Source organism: Dankookia sp. GCM10030260, from assembly GCF_042666655.1.
GTDB lineage: Bacteria > Pseudomonadota > Alphaproteobacteria > Acetobacterales > Acetobacteraceae > Paracraurococcus.
Window position 1 is genome coordinate 351976 of the sequence record NZ_JBHTDE010000001.1, and the last position, 17673, is coordinate 369648.

Consider the following 17673-nt stretch of genomic DNA (forward strand, 5'->3'; position numbering starts at 1 on the left):
GGCCGCTCGCCCCCACCCCCCGGCCATGTCTGTCGCCGGCCGGCATTCGCCGCGCGGCGGGTGCCGACCCGAACCAACGGGGCAGGGGGCCGGGAGGGATGCCCTCTCCCCGGCCTTGCCTCAGCCCCGGCCGTGGCAGTGCTTGTACTTCTTGCCCGAGCCGCAGGGGCAGGGCGCGTTGCGCGCGGTGCGCGACCAGGTGGCGGGATCGTTCGGATCCACCGCCTCGGCCCGCCGGGCCGCATCCGGCAGGCCCATCGGCACCGGTTCGTAGCCGCCGGCCGCGCCGGCCATTTCCAGCTCGGCCATCGCCGGGTCGGGGTGGCGCATGTCCATCACCCGCACCGGGTCGGGCGAGGGCGGCGGCGCATCGGGGCGCAGCTCGATCCGCATCAGCATGCTGGTCACCCGCTCGCGCAGCTCGGACAGCATGCCGTTGAACAGGCCGAAGGCCTCGGACTTGTACTCGTTCAGCGGGTCGCGCTGGCCATAGGCGCGCAGGCCGATGCCCTGGCGCAGGTGGTCGAGCGCGAGGAGGTGCTCCTTCCACACCGCGTCGAAGATCTGCAGCAGCAGCGACTTCTCGACCATGCGCATGAGGTCGGGGCCGATATTGGCCGACTTGGCGGCGAGATGCTGCTCGGCCGCGGCCTCGATGCGCTCGCGCACCTGGGTCTCGTCGATGCCTTCTTCCTTGGCCCAGGCCGCCACCGGCAGGTCGAGGCCGAGCTGGTCGCGCACCTTGGCCTCGAGCCCTTCGAGGTCCCACTGCTCGGGGTAGGCGTTCTCGGGGATCGCCTTGTCGACCATGTCGCCGATGCATTCGCGGCGCATCTCGGCGACCGTCTCCGCCACCTCGGCCGCCTGCATGAAGGTCCGCCGCTGGGCGTAGACCTCCTTGCGCTGGTCGTTCATGACGTCGTCGTATTTCAGCAGGTTCTTGCGGGTGTCGAAGTTGCGCGCCTCGACCTTCTTCTGCGCCTTCTCCAGCGCCTTGTTGATCCAGGGATGGACGATCGCCTCGCCGTCCTTGAGGCCGAGCTTCTGCAGCATGCCGCCCATGCGGTCGCTGCCGAAGATGCGCATCAGGTCGTCTTCGAGGGACAGGAAGAAGCGCGAGGCGCCCGGGTCGCCCTGGCGGCCGGAGCGGCCGCGCAGCTGGTTGTCGATGCGCCGGCTCTCGTGCCGTTCGGTGCCGATGACGAAGAGCCCGCCGGCCGCCTTGGCGGTGGCGCGGCCGGCCTCGACCTCCGGCTTGTGGCGGGCGAGCGCGGCCTCGAATTCCGGGCCCTCGCCCTGGCCGCCCGCTTCCTGGCGGGCCAGCATCTCGATGTTGCCGCCGAGCTGGATGTCGGTCCCCCGCCCGGCCATGTTGGTGGCGATGGTGACCGAGCCGGGCCGCCCGGCCTGGGAGATGATCAGCGCTTCCTGTTCATGGTAGCGGGCGTTCAGCACGTTGTGCGGGATGCCGCGCTGCTTCATCAGCGCCGAGATCAGCTCCGACTTCTCGATGCTGGTGGTGCCGACCAGGACCGGCTGGCCGCGGGTGCGGGCCTCGTCGATCAGGGTGGCGACGGCGGCGTATTTCTCGGTGGCGGAGCGGTAGACCTCGTCGTCGCTGTCCTTGCGGGCGACCGGGACGTTGGTCGGGATCTCGACCACTTCCAGCTTGTAGATCTCGGCGAACTCGTCCGCCTCGGTCGAGGCCGTGCCGGTCATGCCGGCCAGCTTCGGGTAGAGCCGGAAGTAGTTCTGGAAGGTGATGCTGGCCAGCGTCTGGTTCTCGGGCTGGACCGTCACGTGCTCCTTCGCCTCCAGCGCCTGGTGCAGGCCGTCGGAATACCGCCGGCCCTCCATCATGCGGCCGGTGAACTCGTCGATGATGACGACCTTGTCGTCGCGGGTGATGTAGTCGACGTCGCGGGCGAACAGCACATGCGCCCGCAGCGACTGGTTGACGTGGTGGACCAGCGTCACGTTGTGGAAGTCGTAGAGGTTGCCTTCCTCCAGCATCCCCTCGGCGCGCAGCATCTCCTCGACCGTCTCGGAGCCCGTGTCGGTCAGGTTGGCGGTGCGCTGCTTCTCGTCCTTGTCGAAGGTCGACTTGTCCTCGACCAGCCGCTTCACGACCTCGTCCACCCGGCGGTAGAGGTCGGAGCTGTCCTCCGACGGGCCGCTGATGATCAGCGGGGTGCGGGCCTCGTCGATCAGGATGCTGTCGACCTCGTCGACGATGGCGTAGTTGAAGTCGCGCTGGACCATCTCCTCCAGCCGGTACTTCATGTTGTCGCGCAGGTAGTCGAAGCCGAATTCGTTGTTGGTGCCGTAGGTGACGTCCGCCGCATAGGCGGCGCGGCGCTCCTCGTCCGACAGGCCGTGGACGATCACGCCGGTGGTCAGGCCGAGGAAGCGGTAGATCCGCCCCATCCATTCGGCGTCGCGGCTGGCCAGGTAGTCGTTCACCGTGACGACGTGGACGCCCTTCCCCGACAGCGCGTTCAGGTAGACCGGCAGCGTCGCCACCAGGGTCTTGCCCTCGCCGGTCTTCATCTCGGCGATCTTGCCGTCGTGCAGCACCATGCCGCCGACCAGCTGGACGTCGAAGTGGCGCAGGCCCAGGACGCGCTTCGCCGCCTCCCGCACCGTGGCGAAGGCCTCGGGCATCAGGTCGTCGAGCGTCTCGCCCTTGGCCAGGCGTTCGCGGAACTGGGCGGTGCGGGCCTGCAGCGCCGCGTCGTCGAGTGCCGCGGTCTGCTGTTCCAGCGCGTTGACCTGCGGCACGCGGCCTTGCAGGCGCTTGAGCGCCCGGTCGTTGGCGGTGCCGAGGATGGCGCGGGCGATGCGTCCGAACATGCGGGCCTTGCTACTCCGGGGTGGCGCCGGCCCCCGCGCGGGCCGCGGGCGCATCGGTGCCGCAGGCGAGGCGGGGTCGTAACGGGAGCGGGAGGAGCCAGGCAAGGCCCCGCACCCGATCCGGGCGGCGGGTTCTGCGCGACCCCGGCGCGCCGCGAGAGATAGGCAAGCGCCGCGGTCAGGTCAACGTCGCGCCCTCCCGGGTTGCCCCGGGCGCCCCCCCCGGGTCGCGCCGGTTGCCCCCGCGAGGGGCTTCCGCCATTGTCCGGCGCCGTCCGAAGGTTACCGTTCCGCATGCGCGTCCGTTCCATGACCCTGGCCGCTGCCCTGTTGCTGCCGCTGGCCCCTGCCGCGGCCCTGGCCCAGGCGCCGGCCCCGACCCCGACCCCGGCCCCGGCTGCCGTCCCGGCGGAGGACCCGGTCCTCGCCCGGGTCGATGGCCAGCCGGTCCGCCTGTCCGACGTGCTGGCCACCGCCCAGGACGTGCTGCCGGCCGACATGCGCGACCTGCCGCCGGGCATGCTGATGCAGGTCATCCCCGCCGATGTCCGCCGCCAGCTGGTCGAGCGCACCATCACCGAGCGCGCCCTGACCGGTGCCGCCCGGGCCGCCGGCCTCGACAAGGAGGAAGCGGTGCGCCGCCGCATCCAGCGCGCCGAGGAGCAGGAGCTGCAGCAGGTCTTCCTGGCGCGGGAAGTCGCCGCCGGGGTCACCGACAGCGCGCTCCGCGCCCGCTACGACCAGGAAAGCGGCAAGCGGCAGGGTGGCGAGGAGGTGCATGCCCGCCACATCCTGCTCCGCACCGAGCCGGAGGCGAAGGCGGCGCTGGCCGCGATCCGCGGCGGCGAGGATTTCGCCGCGGTGGCCAGGCGCCTGTCGATCGACCCCGGCGCCAAGGACGGCGGCGACCTGGGCTTCTTCAAGCGCAGCGACATGGTGCCCGAATTCGCCGAGGCCGCCTTCGCGATGAAGCCGGGCGAGCTGAGCGAGCCGGTGAAGAGCCCCTTCGGCTGGCACGTCATCCGCGCCGAGGAGCGCCGCGCCGCGCCGGTGCCGAGCTTCGAGGAGAGCCGCCAGCAGCTCCGCCAGCAGATGCTGCAGGAGCAGGTGGACGCGGTGGTGCAGCGGGTCCGCGCCACCGCCAAGGTGGAGCGGCTGGACCAGCCGGCCGCCGGCGGCTCGCTGTTGGACAACGCCGCGCCGCCCGCCGCCTCGCCGGGTGGCGCCCGCCCCGCCCAGCCGCGCCGCTAGAGACTTCGCGCGCCGCCCGCGCCGGGTCAGCCGGCGCGGGGACGGGCGCGTCCGCCCCAGGAGGAACGCCGCATGGCCGGCAAGGATATCCCCGTCTCCCCGCTCGCCCGGCCGCTGCCGGAGCTGCCGCCGATCGATGGCGTCCGGCTCGGCGTGGTCGCCGCCGGCATCCGCTATGTCGGCCGGGCCGACCTGACCATGATGGAATTCGCCCCGGGCACCACGGTGGCTGGTGTCTTCACCCGCAACAAATGCCCCGGCGCGCCGGTCGACTGGTGCCGCCAGGCGCTGAAGGGGGGCCGCGCCCGGGCGCTGGTGGTCAATGCCGGCAATGCCAACGTCTTCACCGGCAAGGCGGGGCGGGAGGCGACCAGGGCGACCGCCGCGGCCGCCGCCGGGCTGGTCGGCTGCAAGCCCGCCGACGTCTTCCTCTGCTCGACCGGCGTGATCGGCGAGACCCTGCCGCACGAGAAGCTGACCGCGGCGTTGCCCGGGCTGCACGCGGCGCTGGCGCCGGAAGGCTGGGCCGAGGCCGCCCGCGGCATCATGACCACCGACACCTTCCCCAAGGCGGCGGTGCGGACCGCGACCATCGGCGACGCGACGGTGACCGTCGCCGGCATCGCCAAGGGCAGCGGCATGATCGCCCCGGACATGGCGACCATGCTGAGCTTCGTCGCCACGGATGCGAAGATCCCGGCCGAGGCGCTGCAGGCGCTGCTGTCCAAGGGCACGGCGAAGACCTTCAACTGCATCACGGTGGACAGCGACACCTCGACCAGCGACACGGTCCTGGTCTTCGCCACGGGGCAGGCGAAGCACCCGCGGGTGCCGAAGGAGGGCGGCGCGGTGCTGAAGGACTTCGCCCGGGCGCTGGAGGAGGTGCTGCACGACCTCGCCTTGATGGTCGCCCGCGACGGCGAGGGCGCGCAGAAGCTGATCGAGATCAACGTCACCGGCGCGGTCAGCGCCAAGTCGGCCCACCGCATCGCCATGACCATCGCCAACTCGCCGCTGGTCAAGACCGCGATCGCCGGCGAGGACGCCAATTGGGGCCGCATCGTCATGGCGGTGGGCAAGGCGGGGGAGCCGGCCGACCGCGACCTGCTCAGCGTGGCCGTCGGCGGCACCTGGATGGCCAAGGACGGCGGCGTCATCCCCGGCTACGACGAGACCCCGGTGGTCGCCCACATGAAGGGCCGCGAGGTCGAGATCACGGTGGATATCGGCCTCGGCCGCGGCCGCGCCCGGGTTTGGACCTGCGACCTGACGCATGGCTACATCGACATCAACGGCTCCTACCGCAGCTGAGCCGGCGCTGCCGCCCCCGCTGCCCGCGTGCCCCATCACCGGGGAGGCGGCGGCGGAGCGGCTCGAGGCGGTCTCTTCCAAGCTGCTGACGGATCTCTGGCGCTTCGGCGCCGGGGTGGCGCCGACGCCGCTGCACCGCGGCGCGGGCCCGCTCGGCCTGTACCGCTCGCCCTGCGGGCTGCGCTTCTTCCACCCGGCCATCCCCGGCGATGCCGCCTTCTACGGCGCCTTCTACGGCCGCCACCGGGCGCGGGAGTACTTCTCGGCGCATGCCGCGGAGCGCGGCGACTTCCGCGCCGCGGCGGCGCTGGTCCGGCCGGGCGACCGGGTGCTGGATGTCGGCTGCGGCGACGGCGGCTTCGCCGCGCTGGTGCCGCAGGCGGCCTATCAGGGGCTCGACCTGCACCCGCTGCGGCGGCCCGGCGGCCCGCCCATCCTGGCCGAGACCATCGAGGCGCATGCCGAAAGCCACCCGGCGGCCTATGACCTGGTCGCCGGCTTCCAGGTGCTGGAACATGTCGCCGACCCGCTGGCCCTGGCCCGGGCGATGCTGCGCTGCCTGGCGCCGGGCGGGCTGCTGGTGGCGGCGATGCCGCTCCATCCCTCGCCGCTGACGGCCTTCCCGAACAACCTGCTGAACCTGCCGCCGCACCACCTGAGCTGGTGGACCGAAGGCGCCTGCGCCGCGCTGTGCGAGGCATTGGGGCTGGAGCCGGTGTCGATCGGCCCGGTGCCGAGCTCGCGCATGCATGCGCGGATGCAGTGGATGGCGCGGCTCTGCCCGCTGCCGCGGCCGGGGCGGCATGTGCGGCGCGGCTGGCTCACCCTGGCGGCGGTCTGGCTCGGCTTCAAGGCGGCGGGGCTGGCGGCGGCGGTGGCCGGGCTGCCGCGGGGGGCGGCGCCGATCGACGTCATGCTGGTGGCGCGCAGGCCGGGGTAGGAAGGTTGGGAGGGGATGGGGATCTCCTCCCCGGCCCTGCCGTGCCGATCCGCGATGCGTTGACAGCGGGCCGCCGCTGGCCGTTCCTGGCGGTCCCTCCTCGACGAGTTGCCGCCCCCCGTGACCCTGCCCCCGCCCGATTTCGCCCCGCTCCGCACCGAGCGGCTGACGCTGCGTCCCCTGGCGCCGGAGGATGCCGCCGCGCTGCATCGCCTGGTCAACGACTGGGAGGTGGCGAAGACCCTAGCGCGCGTGCCCTTCCCCTATCCGCGCGAGCTGGCGGACACCTGGATCGCCTCGACCTGGGCGCAGATCGCCGCCGGGGAGGCCTGGCACCTGGCGATCATCGGCGAGGAGAACGGCGCCGAGCACCTGGTCGGCTGCATCGGCCTGACCATGGCGCGGGACGGCCGGACGGCGGAGCTCGGCTACTGGCTCGGCCGCCGCTTCTGGGGCCGGGGCATGGCGCCGGAGGCCGCCGCGCGGCTCTGCCGCTGGGCCCTGGCCAACCTGGACATCGCGGCGATCCGGGCCAGTGCGCTGAAGGACAACCCGCGGTCCCAGGCGGTGCTGGCGCGCATCGGGCTGCGGCCGGCGGGGGAGGGGGTGCAGACCTTCCTGTCGCGCGGCGGCCAGATGCCCGTGCTGCTCTTCGAGGGCGGGCGGGAGGCGATCACCGGCGACGCCGTGCCGGTCCCCGTCGCAGCGCCGGCCGGCGGCCTGCCGGTGCTGCTGGTCGCGGCCGTCGCCCTGGTGGACGCCGACGGCCGCGTGCTGCTGGCCCGCCGGCCGGAGGGCAAGCCGCTGGCGGGGCTGTGGGAATTCCCCGGCGGCAAGGTGAAGCCGGGCGAGACGCCGGAGGCGGCGCTGATCCGCGAGCTGAAGGAGGAGCTGGACATCGACGTCTCGGCCGCCTGCCTCGGCCCCTTCACCTTCGCCTCCCACGCCTACGAGAAATTCCACCTGCTGATGCCGCTGTACCTGTGCCGCCGCTGGGAGGGCGCGGTGCGGCCGGTTGAGGGCCAGGCCTTGGCCTGGGTGCGGCCCCAGCAGCTGGGCGGCTATGCCATGCCGCCGGCGGACAAGCCGCTGGTGGCGATGCTGCGGGATTTCCTGTGAGGGGACGGCGTGCTATCACTGGCTGATAGCACCGGAGGCGGCCATGGCGCAGGTCCTGGTACGGCAGCTCGACGAGGGCGTGGTCGAACGGCTGAAGCGGAAGGCCGCGGCGCGCGGCGCCTCGCTCGAGGGCTATGTGCGCGACCTGCTGAACCGCGACGCGCAGGACGACCGCGCGGCGCTGCTGGCCGAACTCGATGCGCTGCGCGCCGCCCAGCCGCCGCAGACCTCCGACTCCACCGATCTCATCCGGCGCTGGCGGGACGGCGAGCGCGACGACGACTGATGGTCGTGGTCGATGCCAGCGTGGCGGTGAAGTGGTTCGTGCCCGAGGCGGACTGGCCCGCCGCCCGCCGCCTGCTGGCGCTCGACCTCGCCATGGTGGCGCCCGACATCCTGGCTCTGGAGACGATGGGCGCCCTGCTGCGCAAGCACCGCCGGCGGGAGGTGGCCGACGGGCTCCCCGCCCAGGCGCTCGGCATGCTGGCCGCGCTGCGGGTGGAAGCGGTGCCGCACGGGCCCCTGCTGCGGGAGGCCGCCGCGCTCTCGCTGCAGCGCCGCCACCCGATCTACGATTGCCTCTACCTCCTCGTCGCGCAGCGCCGCGGCCTGCCGCTCGCCACCTTCGACCTCCGCCTCGCTGCCCTGGCGGAAAGCCTCGCCATCCCGCTCTGGTCCCCCGACCGCGTCCAGGAACTGCCATGACAAGCAATCCCACCGCCTGCCTGCTGGTGATCGGCAACGAGGTCCTCTCGGGCCGCACCCGCGACGCCAACCTGCAATTCCTCGCCACCCGGCTGGGCGAGATCGGCATCCCGCTGCGCGAGGCCCGCGTCATCCCCGACGTGCCGGAGACCATCATCGCCGCGGTCAACGAATGCCGAGCGAAGTTCACCCATGTCTTCACCACCGGCGGCATCGGCCCGACGCACGACGACATCACCAGCGAATGCGTGGCGCGGGCCTTCGGCGTGGCCTGGGCCGTGCACGAGCCCACCCGCACATCCATGGCCGCCGAATATGCCCGGCGCGACCCGCCGGTCGAATTCAACGCCGCCCGGCTGCGCATGGCCACCCTGCCGGAGGGCGCGGTGCCGATCGTCTCGGCGGAAACCATGGCGCCCGGTTTCTCGATGGAGAATGTCCATGTGATGGCCGGCGTCCCGCGCATCATGCGCGGCATGTTCGAGGCCCTCGCCCCGACGCTGCAGGGGGGCGCGCCGATCCTCTCGCACACCGTGCATGCGGATTATGTCTACGAAGGCCAGATCGCCGCCGGGCTCTCGGCGATCCAGGCGCGGTACCCGGCGCTCGACCTCGGCAGCTATCCCTACTACCGCGGCAAGGGCGGCGGCGTGGCACTCGTCGCCAAGGGCACCGAGGCGGCGGCGGTGGACCAGGCGGCGGCCGAATGCCTCGCGCTGCTCGCCGGGTTCGGCACGGCGCATGAGGGCGAGCCGGCGCCGGAATAGGCAAGCTTGGGGAGGGAAAAGCGTTCCCTCCCCAAGCCCCACCCTTCCTTCCTGTGGGCTTGGCACCTGCCGCGCCGCGAGTATCGACCCGGAGCAACAGGGGAGGGTCCAGGGAGGATACCTCCTCCCTTGCCTTACCCTTCGACGAACCGCGCCAGCCGCACCGCCGTCTGCCCCGGCATCGCCCTGAGGCTCGGCATCACCAGCAGGCAGTCGTCGTGCGGGGTGCGGATCTCCTCCTCCCCGTCCAATGCGATCAGGGTGTTCCGCTGCGGCACCACATGGCCGCCGCGGAAGGGCCGCAGGAAGGCGAAGCCGGGGCTGCGCACCGTCACCGTCCGCGTCACCCGGGCCAGCCGCGACGCGGGCAGCGGGTCGGCGGCCGGCACCAGCCGCGCGTCGTCGGCCGCCACCGTCCCGACCAGCCGCAGCAGCCGCGCCGCCGCCACCTCCATGGTGGCGACCGTCATCGTCTCCCAGTGCGAGCCCGCCTCCAGCAGCACCGCGGTGCGGCTGCCGGCCGGGTCGGCGAAGGGTGCGTAGTCGATCATCCGCAACCCGGCCTCGTGCCCCTCATCCGCCACCACCAGCGGCGGCAGGCCGACCGCCTGGGCCAGCCGCGCGGCACGGGCCGAGCGCCCGGCCAGCACCAGCGGGTCGGACGGCCAGAGCATGGAATGCAGGTCGAGCAGCACGTCGACCTGGTCCAGCAGCGGCCGCAGCGCCCGGGCCCGGTGCAGTTCGCGCGACCGCCGGCCGCCCGACAGCGTCTCCTCGTCCCAGACCCGGTTCAGGTCCTCGTCGATGAAGCGGCTGGCGGTCGGGTCGTCCGGATCGAACCGGCCCAGCGCATCCAGGTTGGCCATCACCAGGGTCAGCCGCCCCTGGACCGGCCGCAGCCCGGCGCGCAGCCAGCGGTCCAGCACCACGGCGCCGCCGATCTCGTTGCCGTGGGTCGCCGCGACCACCGCGACATGCGGCCCGGCCGCCCCCGCCGCGAAGCTCCAGACCCCCGGCATGACGTTGCCGCCGAGCCAGCCGCGCAGGTCGGGCCGGTCGATCCGCACGTCGAGCCGCGGCGGCCCGGCCAGGGTGCCGCCGGCCAGGATCGCGGCGAGCGCGGGGGGGAGCTGATCCTGTTCGGTCATCAGCGCGCCGCCAGGGTGTCCGCCAGCCGGTCGAGGGCATCGAGGCAGGCCGCGAGCTGGTCCTCCGCCAGCCATTCCTCCGGCTGGTGCGCCTGGGCGATGTGGCCCGGGCCGCAGACGATGGTGGCGATGCCGGCCGCCTCGAAGAAGCCGGCCTCGGTCCCGTAGCTGACGCGGGCGACGCTGTTGCGCCCGGTCAGCCGCTGCACCAGCAGGGCCAGCGGCGCATCCTCCGCCAGGTCGAAGGCCGGCAGCAGCGACCGTTCGGTGACGACGATGCGCGCGTCGGGCGCCACTGCGCGCAGCGGCGGCAGCACCGTGGCCTCCATGAAGCCGACCAGCCCGTCGCGCACCGCGACGGGATCATCGCCCGGCACGCTGCGCACCTCGAACATGAACTCGGCGCGGTCGGGCACGATGTTGAGGATGGTGCCGGCCTGGAACAGGCCGACATGCACCGTGGTCCAGGGCGGCTCGAAGCCCTCCGCCCGGCGGCCGGTCGCGGCGAAGCCGCGCGCCTGCGCCGACAGCCAGGCGACGCCCTCGGCCGCGGCCTGCAGCGCATTCGCCGTCTCGGTGGTGCGCGACGAATGGCCCGAGAGACCCGTGACGGTCACCTCCCAGCTGGCATAGCCCTTCTGCGCGATGACCGGCGCCATGCCGGTCGGCTCGCCGACGATGCAGGCGGCCGGCGGCGGCTGGCCTTCGCCCAGCAGCGGCACCAGCGCCCGGGCGCCGGCCGCGGTGGTTTCCTCGTCATGCGTCAGGCACAGGTGCACCGGCCGGGCCAGCGGCATCGCGGCGATCCGCGGCAGCATGGCGATCGCGCAGGCGGCGAAGCCCTTCATGTCGGCGGTGCCGCGGCCGATCAGCCTGCCGTCCTGCCGCCGCAGGGTGAAGGGATCGGCCAGCCAGGCCTGGCCATCGACCGGCACGCAGTCGACATGCGCGGACAGCGCGATGCCGCCCGCCACGCGGGGGCCGACCACCGCATGCAGGTTCGCCTTCTCCCCGGACGCGTCGAGCGTCACCCGGCTCTCGACGCCCTGCGCCGCGAGCCAGGCCTCCACCCAGCGGATCAGGGGCAGGTTGCTGCGGCTGCTGGTCGTGTCGAAGGACACCAGGCGCTCCAGCAGCGTGACTGCCGCCTCGATCATTCCCTTTGTCTCCCGCCGCCAGTCTATACGGGGTGGTGAGCGCGGCAATCCGTGCAAGGGGAACCGCGACCGGTATGCGCATTTCCGATACACCGGCCGGGCCGCGCATCGCGGTGCTCGGCCTGCATCTCGAGGCCAATGCCTTCGCGCCGCCGACGCGGCGCGAGGATTTCGCGCGGCAATGCCTGGAAAATGGCGCGGCGATCACCGCGCTGGCGCGCGCCGAGAGCAGCCACCTGCCGGCCGAGATCCCCGGCTTCTACCGCCGCATGGATGCGACCGGCCCCTGGTGTCCCGTGCCTTTGCTGATCGCCGCGGCACCGCCCGGGGGGCCGATCGAGCAGGCGGTCTTCCTCGATCTCCTCGATGCCATGCGGCGCGGCCTGGCCGCCGCGCTGCCGATCGACGGCATCTATCTCGCCAGCCACGGCGCGTCCTCCGCCACCGGTGACGAGGACAGCGACGGCACCATCGCGGCGCTGCTGCGCCAGGTCGTCGGCCCTGCCGTGCCGATCGTCTGCAGCCATGACCTTCACTGCAACGTGTCCGAGCGGCTCGTCGATTCCGTCGACGCGCTGGTGGCCTACCGCACCAACCCGCATGTCGACATGGCGGCGCGCGCCGCCGAGTCGGCCGACCTGCTGCGCGAATTGCTGGCCGGCGAACGCATGGCGCGCGGCTTCGTCCGCCTGCCGCTGGTACCGCCTTCCGTCACCTTGCTGACCGCCGCCGGCCCCTATGCCGAACGCATCGCCGAGGCCGAGGCGCTGATGCGGGACGACCCGCGCATCGCCAATGCCTCGGTCGCCGCCGGCTTCGTCTTCTCCGACCTGCCGAAATGCGGGATGACGGTGACGGTCACCGCGCGCGGCGGCGACGCGGCGCTCGCCCAGGCCGCGGCGCAGCGCCTTGCGCGGCATGCCTGGGGCCAGCGGGCGCGGCACGTGCCGGCACTCACCGCGCTGGACGCTGCGGTGGCCCTGGCGGTCGAGGCCGGGCGGGGCGCGGCGCCGCCGGTGCTGCTGGCCGATGTCGCCGACAACCCGGGCGGCGGCGGGCGCGGCAGCACCACATATCTGCTGCGGGCGCTGCACGCGGCCGGCGCCGAGGGCGTGGTGCTCGGCGTCTTCGTCGATCCCGCCCTGGCGGCGGAGGCGCATGCCCTGGGCGAGGGCGCCGCCTTCGACGCCGTGTTCAACCGCGTGCCGTCGGAATTCTCGGCGGGCTTCGCCGCCCCGGCCCGGGTGCTGGCGCTGCGCGACGGGGCCGGGCTGGGCCGGCGCGGGGTGATGGCCGGGCGGCGCTTCGGCCTCGGCCCCTCGGCGCTGCTGGAACTGGCCGGGTCGGGGCTGCGGGTGGTGGTCGGCTCGCTGCGGCGGCAATTGCATGAACCCGCGATGCTGGAACTGCACGGCATCGACATCGCGGCGGCGCGCTGCCTGGTGGTGAAGAGCCGCGGGCATTTCCGCGCCGGCTTCGACGCGTACTTCCCCGACGCGCGGATCGTCGAGGTGGACGCGCCCGGCCTGACCAGCCCGGTCCTCGCGAATTTTTCGTGGTCGCGGCTGCCGCGGCCGGTGTTTCCGCTGGATGCGGCGGCGGCCTGGGACGGGTGACGGCGCGGATGGCGCTGGATTTCCCGGCGGGTCCGCGCTATAGGAAAACAATCAGCGGCGCAGCCTTGTCCGCCTGCCGGACCGGCGATCAGCCGGCGTGGAACCACCGGGCATGCAGCGTCGTCGCGAGGCCGAATTTAAAAGCGAAATTCCAGAAAGCCAAAAGCGGCGCCGGCCGAAAGCCGCGGAAATCCTGGCGGAGCCCGGGAAAGGCCCGGATCGGCCTCAGGAAAATTGAGGCGGATTGAGCGGTCCTGAGCCGGATTGAGGCTCAATTCCTGAAATTCCGGCGGGCCGACTCAGGGCTCCACCATTCGCTCCACCCAGGCGCAATAGCGCGCGGCGCTTGCCGCCAACGCGGCCTTGCCGCCCGTGGTGATCTCCCGCTCATGGAAGGCGCCGTAGATCGCCTCCCAGTCCAGCCCGGCGCAATAGTCCGCCATCCGCCGCACCTCGGCGGGCGGCAGCGGGATCAGGCAGGGGTAGCTGCGCATGAAGCCGACATGCCTGCGGTCGGGCATCACCTGCAGGATGTCGCCGGACAGCAAAGCCCCCCTGCCGCCGGCGCCGCCGCGCCAGTGCGCCACCGCCCCGCCGGCGAAATGCCCGCCCAGCCGGTGCAAGGCGAGGTCCGGCAGCAACGTCTGGGTCTCGCCCTCCCAGAAGCGCAGGCAGGGATCGGGGCGGGTCACGTGCTGCCGGTCGGCGGCATGCAGCCAGACCGGCACGCCGAACGCGCGGCCCCATTCGACCATGGTCGAGTAGTAGTGCGGGTGGGACAGCGCGATGCCGGCCAGCCCACCCAGCGCCCGGACCAGGGTGATGGTCGCCTCGTCGAGCAGGGCGATGCAATCCCACAGGACATTCCCCGCCGGGGTCCGCACCAGCAGCGCCCGCTGGTCGATCCCCACCGCCGGGACGCTGCGGATCGCCAGCAGGTCGGGCTCCAGCGCGCGCCAGGTATTGGCATGGCCGCCGCGCAGCCGGTCCAGCGTGGTCCAGGACTGGCCGCGGGCCGGGACATATTGCCGCTCGTCCGTGCAGATCGGGCAGGCGGCCGGCGGCGCCGGGCTGTCGGCGAACTGGATGCCGCAGGTCTGGCAGAGGAAATGCGGCATGGCTCAGCCGCCGCGCTTCTCGCGCGCCTCGGCCACCAGCTTCTCCAGCGTGGCGAGGTCGACCGCCCCCGGGACCAACGCATCGCCGATGACCAGCGCCGGCGTGCCCTCGATCCGCAGCGCCCCGGCCAGCCGGCTGTTCGCCTCCAGCCGGCGGCCGACCGCGGGGTCGTCCATGTCCCGCCGCAGCCGCGCCCAGTCGAGCCCGAGCTTCTCGGCCTCGCGCTTCAGCACCGGCTCGGCGGGTTCCTCGCGCAGCTTCATCAGCGCGTCGTGCAATTCGGCGTACCTGCCCTGGCGCTGGGCGGCCAGCAGCGCCCGGCTGGCCAGCACGCTGTTGGGGCCGAGAATCGGCAGGTCCTTCAGCACCAGCCGGACGTCCTTCTGCCGGCGCAGCATCTGGTCCACCACGGGTTCCATCTGCTTGCAGTAGCCGCAGCGGGCATCGAAGAATTCCACCACGGTGACGGCGCCCTGCGGGTTGCCCTTCACCGGGTCCCCGGCGGTGCGGTACAGCGCCTCCGCCTGGGCCCGGATCGCCGCCTGCTGGGCGCCGGCCTTGGCGGCGGCCTCGGCCTGTTCCAGCGCCATCAGCGCGTCGCGCAGGATGGTCGGGTCCTGCTTCAGCGCATCGCGCAGCACCTCCACCACCTCCCGCCGCTGCTCGGGCGACAAGCCCTGCGAGATGGCCGGCGGGACGAAGGCAAGGCCGGCCGCGAGAGCCAGCAGGAAGGGGCGTATCACCGGGTCTGTCTCCTGCGCATCGCGTCGTCCTGCTCGCGCTGTTCCTGGGTCAGGTTGTCCCGCCGCGCCGCCTCGCGCAAATCCTGCGCGCGCAACTTCAGCGGGCCGGGCGGCAAGGCCTCCTCCGCCCGGCGGGCGAGGCGGCGGGCATCGGGGTAGTCGCCGGCCAGCATCGCCGCCTCCGCCAAGGCGAGGTCGGCCTGCGGCGCCAGGCCCCGCCGACCCTGGACGATGCCGAGTTGCCGCCAGGTGAAGGCATTGTCGCGCTCGAGCCGCAGGCTGGCCTCGAATTCCGCCGCCGCGGCGTGGAGTTGGGCCGGCTCGCCCGCCTCCATCAGCGCCCGGCCTAGCGCGGTGCGGATCAGCGCCTCGGACGGCGCCAGCCGGGCCGCCTCGCGCAGCGGCGCCAGGGCCTCGCGCGGGCGGCCGGCCTCGAAAAGGATCTGGCCCTGCAATTCGCGCAGCCAGGGATTGCCCGGCTGCTCCGCCAGCAGCGGCGCCAGCAGCCCGACCGCCTGGTCGGTGCGGCCGGACCGGTACTGCGCGATCGCCCGGGCATAGCGGGCCGGCGCGCCGGCATCGGATTCGGGGTAGCGCTTCCAGGTGGTCATCGGCGGGTCGATGAAGCCGTCCAGCTTGGCGCGCACCATCCGGTAGCCGGATTCGAGCGCCGGCGGCCAGGGCGCCTCGGCCAGCCGGCTGCGGGCCAGGTGCCCGGCGACGAATTCCAGCCGGTCGCGCGACAGCGGGTGGGTGCGGAAATAGGGGTCCTGCCGGCCGGCCACCAGCATCTCCTGCGCCTGCAGCCGGCCCAGCAGGCGTTCCAGGCCGCGGGAGGACCAGCCGAGCCGGTCCAGGTAGGCGACGCCGGCTTGGTCGGCCGCCTGTTCCTGGGCGCGGGTGAAGGCATAGAGCTCCCCCATCGCCATGGTCTGGCTGCCCAGCATGATGGCGGCGCCGGCATTGCCGCCGACCTGGCGGCCGCCGCCCACCGCCGCGGCGCCGCCCAGCAGCAGCCCGGCGATGGACCGGATGAAGGCGTTGCGCATCTCCTCCGGCAGCCGCGTGACATGGCCGCCGGCGATGTGGCCGGTCTCGTGTGCCAGCACCCCGGCGAGCTCGGCGACGCTGTCGGACTGCTGGATCAGCCCGGTGTTGATGAACATGCGGTTGCCGGTGGTGACGAAGGCGTTTATGGGCCGCGCCTGCACCAGCGTGATCCGCACCAGAGCGGGGTCCACACCGGCGGCGCGGAACAGCGGATGCGCGATGCCGCGGAGGAAGGCCTCCGTCTCGGCATCGCGGATCGTGATCACCGGTGTCGCGCCGCTTTGGGCCCGCGCCGCGACCGGCGCGAGAGAAGGGACCAGGGACGCCAGCATGACCAGCAGCGCCGAGAACAGGGCCCACGCCTTCCGCATGCCGGGCGTCATAGCCCGGCACGACGAGGCGAGCCCAGGGGGTAACGGGCCAGGGGGCAGCGGGCGGGGCGCCACGCGCCGCCGGCTGCGCGCCGCGCTGCTCGCCATGGGCACCCTGGCGCTGCCGGGCTGCGAGACGCTGTCCGGCCTGAACCCGTTCGGCCCGGGCGGCCCGGCCGAGGGCCAGCCCGGCTTCGTCCGCGGCTTCCTGGGCGGCATCGCCACCGAGGACCCGGCCGCGGCCCTGGCCGGCCGGCAGGTGCTCTCGGCCGGCGGCACCGCGGTGGATGCGGCGGTGGCCGCGGCCTTCATGATGACCGTCACCCTGCCGTCCCGGGTCGGGATCGGCGGCGGCGGCGCCTGCCTGGTCTTCGACCCGCAGAAGGCGGCGGTCGAGGCCATCATGTTCCTGCCCGGCGCGCGCAGCGGCGTGCCGGCCGGGGCCGACCGGCCGGCCGCGGTGCCGCTGCTGGCGCGGGGCCTGTTCGCCCTGCACACCCGCCGCTCGACCCGGCCCTTCGAGGAGCTGATGGCCCCGGCCGAGCAGCGCGCCCGGTTCGGCACCGAGGTCAGCCGGGGGCTTGCCGCCGACCTCGCCGCGGTGTCCGGCCCGCTGCTGGCCGACCCGACGGCGCAGGCGATCTTCGGCCGCCCGGGCGGCGGCCCGAAGCAGGCGGGGGAGACCCTGGTCCAGGCCGAGCTCGCGGGCACCCTCGGCCAGCTGCGGCTGGCCGGCGTCGGCGACATCCACCAGGGGACGCTGGCGCGGCGGCTGGAGGAGAGCTCCCGCGCCGTCGGCGGCAACCTGAGCCTCGACGAACTGCGGGCGGCGCTGCCGGACCTGCTGGCGCCGCTCGACGTGGCGAGCCGCGGCGGCGACCGGATCGCCTTCCTGCCGCCGCCGGCCGATGGCGGCCTCGCCGCGGCGGCGGCCTTCGAGGCGCTGCGCGGCGGCGCCGACATCGCCCAGGGCGATGCGCGCGGCCTGGCCGCGGCGGCCGCCTGGCGCGCCCGCGGCGGCGATCCCAGGGCGGTGCTGGCCGCCGCCGACCTGCCGCCCGGCCGCTTCGCCACGCTGCCGGCCTCGGCCGGGCTGGTCGCCTTCGACCGGCGGGGCATCGCGGTGTCCTGCGCCTTCACCATGAACAATCTGTTCGGCACCGGGCGCGTGGTGCCGGGCATGGGCTTCCTGCTGGCCGCGGCGCCGGGGATCGGCGCGGTGCAGCCGCCGCTGCTCTCGGCCGCCATCGCCTACAACCCGAACCTGTCCGGCTTCCGGCTGGCCGCCGCGGCCTCCGGCCAGCAATCCGCGCCGATCGGCGTGGCCGGGCCGGCGGCGCTGCAATTGCTGCGCGCCCTGCCGGTGGATGCGGCGCTGGAGGGCGGCGCGCCGGGGATGGCGCGGACCCAGCTCGCCGCCTGCACCAGCTACCTGCCGGGGCGGCCGGACCGCTGCCTGGTGGCCAGCGACCCGCGCGGCAGCGGCGTCGCGCTCGGCGCCATGGACCAGTAGCGGGATGGCG

The 17673-nt window shown here is 73.6% G+C and carries 16 protein-coding genes; 10 read left to right on the forward strand and 6 right to left on the reverse strand.

Annotation, left to right across the window (positions count from 1 at the left end; translation table 11 throughout):
* Positions 1-120 precede the first annotated feature (120 nt).
* Entirely contained in the window at positions 121-2907 is a 2787-nt protein-coding gene (secA, locus tag ACFQS7_RS01690) for a preprotein translocase subunit SecA (protein WP_380065284.1), read from the reverse strand.
* A 240-nt stretch (positions 2908-3147) separates the two neighbouring features.
* Between secA and ACFQS7_RS01695 the strand changes: the two genes are divergently transcribed.
* From ACFQS7_RS01695 to ACFQS7_RS01725, 7 genes are all read left to right on the forward strand, one after another.
* The gene (locus ACFQS7_RS01695) at positions 3148-4104 is read left to right on the forward strand and encodes a peptidylprolyl isomerase (protein ID WP_380065285.1); all 957 of its coding nucleotides are present in this window, start codon (positions 3148-3150) and stop codon (positions 4102-4104) included.
* A gap of 72 nt (positions 4105-4176) precedes the next feature.
* A complete protein-coding gene (gene argJ / locus ACFQS7_RS01700) occupies positions 4177-5415 on the forward strand; it encodes a bifunctional glutamate N-acetyltransferase/amino-acid acetyltransferase ArgJ (protein WP_380065286.1) in 1239 nt (412 codons plus the stop codon).
* Complete coding sequence (locus ACFQS7_RS01705) at positions 5378-6355, forward strand: class I SAM-dependent methyltransferase (protein ID WP_380065287.1); 978 nt, start codon at positions 5378-5380, stop codon at positions 6353-6355. Before argJ ends, ACFQS7_RS01705 begins: the two co-directional genes overlap by 38 nt.
* Before the next feature lie 120 nt (positions 6356-6475).
* On the forward strand, positions 6476-7474 hold the full coding sequence (locus tag ACFQS7_RS01710) for a bifunctional GNAT family N-acetyltransferase/(deoxy)nucleoside triphosphate pyrophosphohydrolase (protein ID WP_380065288.1): 999 nt from the start codon (positions 6476-6478) through the stop codon (positions 7472-7474).
* 43 nt (positions 7475-7517) lie between these two features.
* Positions 7518-7760 carry a FitA-like ribbon-helix-helix domain-containing protein gene (locus ACFQS7_RS01715; protein ID WP_380065289.1) on the forward strand — a complete coding sequence of 81 codons (243 nt, stop codon included), beginning with the start codon at positions 7518-7520 and terminating at the stop codon, positions 7758-7760.
* Entirely contained in the window at positions 7760-8179 is a 420-nt protein-coding gene (locus ACFQS7_RS01720; RefSeq protein WP_380065290.1) for a type II toxin-antitoxin system VapC family toxin, read from the forward strand. Before ACFQS7_RS01715 ends, ACFQS7_RS01720 begins: the two co-directional genes overlap by 1 nt.
* Positions 8176-8946 (forward strand): competence/damage-inducible protein A, encoded by a 771-nt coding sequence (locus ACFQS7_RS01725; protein WP_380065291.1) that lies wholly within the window; start codon positions 8176-8178, stop codon positions 8944-8946. Before ACFQS7_RS01720 ends, ACFQS7_RS01725 begins: the two co-directional genes overlap by 4 nt.
* 134 nt (positions 8947-9080) lie before the next feature.
* Here the strand turns inward: ACFQS7_RS01725 and ACFQS7_RS01730 are convergent, their stop codons facing one another.
* Both ACFQS7_RS01730 and argE read right to left on the reverse strand, forming a co-directional pair.
* On the reverse strand, positions 9081-10094 hold the full coding sequence (locus ACFQS7_RS01730) for a succinylglutamate desuccinylase/aspartoacylase family protein (protein ID WP_380065292.1): 1014 nt from the start codon (positions 10092-10094) through the stop codon (positions 9081-9083).
* Positions 10094-11251 (reverse strand): acetylornithine deacetylase, encoded by a 1158-nt coding sequence (argE, locus tag ACFQS7_RS01735; RefSeq protein WP_380065293.1) that lies wholly within the window; start codon positions 11249-11251, stop codon positions 10094-10096. Before argE ends, ACFQS7_RS01730 begins: the two co-directional genes overlap by 1 nt.
* Positions 11252-11325: 74 nt before the next feature.
* Between argE and ACFQS7_RS01740 the strand changes: the two genes are divergently transcribed.
* Both ACFQS7_RS01740 and ACFQS7_RS01745 read left to right on the forward strand, forming a co-directional pair.
* On the forward strand, positions 11326-12867 hold the full coding sequence (locus ACFQS7_RS01740; RefSeq protein ID WP_380065294.1) for a M81 family metallopeptidase: 1542 nt from the start codon (positions 11326-11328) through the stop codon (positions 12865-12867).
* Positions 12868-12875: 8 nt separating this feature from the next.
* Positions 12876-13115: a hypothetical protein gene (locus ACFQS7_RS01745; protein WP_380065295.1), complete on the forward strand. Its 240-nt coding sequence runs from the start codon at positions 12876-12878 to the stop codon at positions 13113-13115.
* A gap of 51 nt (positions 13116-13166) precedes the next feature.
* Here the strand turns inward: ACFQS7_RS01745 and ACFQS7_RS01750 are convergent, their stop codons facing one another.
* From ACFQS7_RS01750 to ACFQS7_RS01760, 3 genes are read right to left on the reverse strand one after another with little or no spacing between them, the layout of a single operon-like run.
* Entirely contained in the window at positions 13167-13985 is an 819-nt protein-coding gene (locus ACFQS7_RS01750; RefSeq protein WP_380065296.1) for an MBL fold metallo-hydrolase, read from the reverse strand.
* Between the two features lie 3 nt (positions 13986-13988).
* Positions 13989-14729: a DsbA family protein gene (locus ACFQS7_RS01755; RefSeq protein WP_380065297.1), complete on the reverse strand. Its 741-nt coding sequence runs from the start codon at positions 14727-14729 to the stop codon at positions 13989-13991.
* Positions 14726-16150 (reverse strand): M48 family metalloprotease, encoded by a 1425-nt coding sequence (locus ACFQS7_RS01760; protein ID WP_380065298.1) that lies wholly within the window; start codon positions 16148-16150, stop codon positions 14726-14728. Before ACFQS7_RS01760 ends, ACFQS7_RS01755 begins: the two co-directional genes overlap by 4 nt.
* Between ACFQS7_RS01760 and ACFQS7_RS01765 the strand changes: the two genes are divergently transcribed.
* On the forward strand, positions 16110-17663 hold the full coding sequence (locus tag ACFQS7_RS01765; protein WP_380065299.1) for a gamma-glutamyltransferase: 1554 nt from the start codon (positions 16110-16112) through the stop codon (positions 17661-17663). The genes ACFQS7_RS01760 and ACFQS7_RS01765 overlap by 41 nt on opposite strands.
* The last annotated feature ends 10 nt before the right edge of the window (positions 17664-17673 follow it).

Excerpts from the sequence above, each read along its gene's own strand:
- ACFQS7_RS01705 (WP_380065287.1), top strand. The coding sequence starts at position 5,378 with ATGGCTACATCGACATCAACGGCTCCTACCGCAGCTGAGCCGGCGCTG.
- ACFQS7_RS01730 (WP_380065292.1), bottom strand. The coding sequence starts at position 10,094 with ATGACCGAACAGGATCAGCTCCCCCCCGCGCTCGCCGCGATCCTGGCC.
- ACFQS7_RS01740 (WP_380065294.1), top strand. The coding sequence starts at position 11,326 with ATGCGCATTTCCGATACACCGGCCGGGCCGCGCATCGCGGTGCTCGGC.
- argJ (WP_380065286.1), top strand. The coding sequence starts at position 4,177 with ATGGCCGGCAAGGATATCCCCGTCTCCCCGCTCGCCCGGCCGCTGCCG.
- ACFQS7_RS01760 (WP_380065298.1), bottom strand. The coding sequence starts at position 16,150 with ATGCGGAAGGCGTGGGCCCTGTTCTCGGCGCTGCTGGTCATGCTGGCG.
- ACFQS7_RS01720 (WP_380065290.1), top strand. The coding sequence starts at position 7,760 with ATGGTCGTGGTCGATGCCAGCGTGGCGGTGAAGTGGTTCGTGCCCGAG.
- argE (WP_380065293.1), bottom strand. The coding sequence starts at position 11,251 with ATGATCGAGGCGGCAGTCACGCTGCTGGAGCGCCTGGTGTCCTTCGAC.
- ACFQS7_RS01695 (WP_380065285.1), top strand. The coding sequence starts at position 3,148 with ATGCGCGTCCGTTCCATGACCCTGGCCGCTGCCCTGTTGCTGCCGCTG.
- secA (WP_380065284.1), bottom strand. The coding sequence starts at position 2,907 with ATGCGCCCGCGGCCCGCGCGGGGGCCGGCGCCACCCCGGAGTAGCAAG.
- ACFQS7_RS01765 (WP_380065299.1), top strand. The coding sequence starts at position 16,110 with ATGACCAGCAGCGCCGAGAACAGGGCCCACGCCTTCCGCATGCCGGGC.
- ACFQS7_RS01750 (WP_380065296.1), bottom strand. The coding sequence starts at position 13,985 with ATGCCGCATTTCCTCTGCCAGACCTGCGGCATCCAGTTCGCCGACAGC.
- ACFQS7_RS01725 (WP_380065291.1), top strand. The coding sequence starts at position 8,176 with ATGACAAGCAATCCCACCGCCTGCCTGCTGGTGATCGGCAACGAGGTC.
- ACFQS7_RS01715 (WP_380065289.1), top strand. The coding sequence starts at position 7,518 with ATGGCGCAGGTCCTGGTACGGCAGCTCGACGAGGGCGTGGTCGAACGG.
- ACFQS7_RS01745 (WP_380065295.1), top strand. The coding sequence starts at position 12,876 with ATGGCGCTGGATTTCCCGGCGGGTCCGCGCTATAGGAAAACAATCAGC.